The 2,893-nt window shown below is 72.7% G+C and carries 1 protein-coding gene and 1 pseudogene; both read right to left on the reverse strand.

All coding sequences use genetic code 11. The features are described from left to right. Positions 1-238 precede the first annotated feature (238 nt). Entirely contained in the window at positions 239-2,356 is a 2,118-nt protein-coding gene (locus tag C1I98_RS37425; protein WP_111171988.1) for a chaplin family protein, read from the reverse strand. Positions 2,357-2,669: 313 nt separating this feature from the next. Next, positions 2,670-2,893, reverse strand: a pseudogene (locus C1I98_RS44740) (hypothetical protein); the annotation flags it as partial.

The following is a 2,893-nucleotide window of genomic DNA, read 5'->3' on the forward strand; positions in this document are numbered from 1 at the left end:
CCCCCGCCCTACGCATTTCCCCGGATACGGCTTTGCCCGTCCCGGGCCACGCCCCCGGAACGGGCAAAGCTTTCTCACCTGCTCCGGCCGTGCCCCAGATCACGGAGCGGAGCGACCGGCGCCTTCTCCTCGTCACCGCCGACTACCCTGCCGTTCGACACGGCACGTGGGCAGACCGCGCACCGCCGTCCAGGCGACCGACAACCACGGTCGACGCCCGGACGACGGCGATCACGATCTACGGCCTCCGACCGAAGCGGAGGCGGCGGATACCGGCGAGCAACGTCGCCGACACGGCGAACATCGCGCCGAGCATCAGCGCTGCGAGGGCACCGGAGTTCATCCCGATCACGCCGAGCGGCTGCTCGGCGCTCATCAGACCATTGGCCCGCAGGCCCTTGACCGGCAGCCCTTCGGCGGTGTCGCGCACCGCACCGCCGGCCGGGGTGGAGCCCACCAGGTCGGTCACCGGCTCGGCCACCGACAGCGCGCCGCCCTTCGGACGGCGCTTGTCATCGCCCCGCCCCCCGGGAACCGGCCTGGAGGACATCTTCTTGGTGGCCTTGCCCGCCTTACCGCTCCTAGAGGACTTACCGGCCTTACCGCCCTTGCCGGCGGGCGCCGGCTCGGCCGTACCCCGGCCCGCCGGCGGCTTGCTGATCGGGGTCTCCGCCAGCACCGGCAGACCCGGCAACTGCGGCAGCGTGGACAGCGCCGAACCCGCGTCCGGCACCCCTAGCGTGCGCGTGGCCTGGCCCGTCAGGTCGCCCGGTTCGGGCGCGCCCAGCGCCTTGGTGGCGTCGCCAGCCGCCGGAGGCAGCCCAAGGCCCTCCGTCTTGGTCATGTCACCGACCGCCGGAGGCAGGCCAAGGCCCTCCGTCTGGCCGGTCAGCGAGGTGACGTCCCGGACACCGGGCAGCGCGGTCCCGCCCGTCACGTCCGACACGACGGGCGTCTTGGTCAGCGCGGGGGCGGCCGGGAGCGTGGACAGCAGGTCGCCGCCCGCCGTACCGCCGCCGCCGACGCCCTCCGCGTCGACCGGCGCGAGCCCCCGGACGTGCTGACGCCCGTAGTGGTCACCGGGGTGACCCGGACCGCCGACCTTGGAGCCGCCCAGGCAGCCCGCGGCGGCGTCGCCCAGCACGGCGACCGCGTTGCCGCAGATGTTGGCGGGCGCGGTGATCGGGGCCACGACCTGGTTGCCGCCCAGCACGCTGCCATCGCCCGAGGTGCTGTTGCCGCCCCCGCCGACGCCGCCCCGACCCGGCCAGACGTGCGCGCCGCCCTTGCACTGAGCGGCGGCCTTGCCGAGTACGGCGGCGGCGTTGCCGCACACGTTGATCGGCGCCGTGATCGGGGCCACGGCCTGGTTGCCCGCGAGCACCCCGCCCTGCCCCGACGTACGATTACCCCCCGCGCCACGCCCGCGCTTCACGACGGTCGCGCCACCCTTGCAGTTCGCCGACGCGTCGCCGCCGACCGCGTTGCCGCAGACCTCGACGGGCAGGTCGATCGGCGCGATGAGCTGGTTCCCGCTGCCGACGCCGAACCGGCCGTCGGTGTCGTTGCCTGCCGAGCCGTGCGGCCCGTTACGGTGGTGGTGGTGGTGGTTGCGGCCGTGCGAACCGCCGTTGATGACGGTCGCGCCGCCCTTGCAGCTACCGAAGGCGCCGCCGAGCACCGCCACGGCGTTGCCGCAGATGTCGGTCGGGGCGCTGATCGGCGCGACGACCTGGTTGCCGCCGAGCACACTGCCGCCGCCGGAGGTGCGGTTGCCACCGGCACCGCCGCCCGCGCCGGAGTTCTTCACCGTACTGCCGCCGGTGCAGCCCGCGGTGGCGTTGCCGAAGATCGCCAGCGCGTTGCCGCAGACGTTCAGCGGGGCGGTGACGGGCGCGACGACCTGGTTGCCGCCGAGCACGCTGCCGTCACCGGAGGTGTGATTCCCGCCGGCCCCGTGGCCGCGGTTCACCACGGTCGCGCCGCCCTTGCAGTTGGCGTCGGCTTCGCCCAGGACGGCGATGGCGTTGCCACAGGCGTTGATCGGCGCGTTGATCGGGGCGTCGATCTGGTTGCCGCCGAGCACGCTGCCGTCACCGGAGGTGCGGTTGCCGCCGGTACCGCTGCCGCCGTTCACCACGGTGGCCCCGCCCTGGGAGCCGGCCGAGGACTCGCCGAGCACGCCGACGGCGTTGCCGCTGATGTCGATCGGAAGGTTGACCGGGGCGTTGACCTGGTTGCCGCCACCGACGGAACCGTTTCCGCCGGTGTCGGCGGCAGCCGTACCGCTGCCGACGGTCATCACGGCCACTGCGAGTAGTGCAGCAGGGGCCGTGCCCTTGGCCCACGTACGCATAACCAATGCTCCTAGTGGTTCTAGGGGGATTACCTGACATCTCGCGACATGGCGATGAGGCCATGCGGGATCGCTTCGGTACCAGGCCCGCACACGCTCATCCCCGGCCGGCACGAACCGGCGAGGCAAAAAGCGGAACGGGCGGCGCTACAGCGCGGAGAGGCACCTATGGCACGGTGAGAAACCGTGGCGTACCCGCACAGCGGGGGCCTCAGCCGTCGCGAGGAGTGAAGAAGAGACGACGTGTCGCCCGGACGCGAAACGGCTCACCCGATGGCGGCGGGCCATCGTCGAACCGCGCGGAACGGGCGAGCTAGTCAGGAGAGAAGGAAGGCTCGTCCGCCGCTGTGCGGACGACCGGGGGAAGCACTCCCGCCATGGGAGCGCGCGACATCGCGAACTGCGGGTCGAAACCCGACCGCGCGAGGTCCCCCATGCCCGGCACGAACTGGCCGGACCCACCGCCGCTCTGTGGCACGAATCCGTCCGCGCCAGAGTTGTGGTCGGCGGTGATGGGTGTGGGGATGTCTCTTATAC

The organism is Spongiactinospora gelatinilytica (genome assembly GCF_003236385.1).
Lineage (GTDB): Bacteria > Actinomycetota > Actinomycetes > Streptosporangiales > Streptosporangiaceae > Spongiactinospora > Spongiactinospora gelatinilytica.

What these genes read in the sequence shown, in the direction of transcription:
- C1I98_RS37425 (WP_111171988.1), bottom strand. Translation starts at nt 2,356, where the DNA reads ATGCGTACGTGGGCCAAGGGCACGGCCCCTGCTGCACTACTCGCAGTG.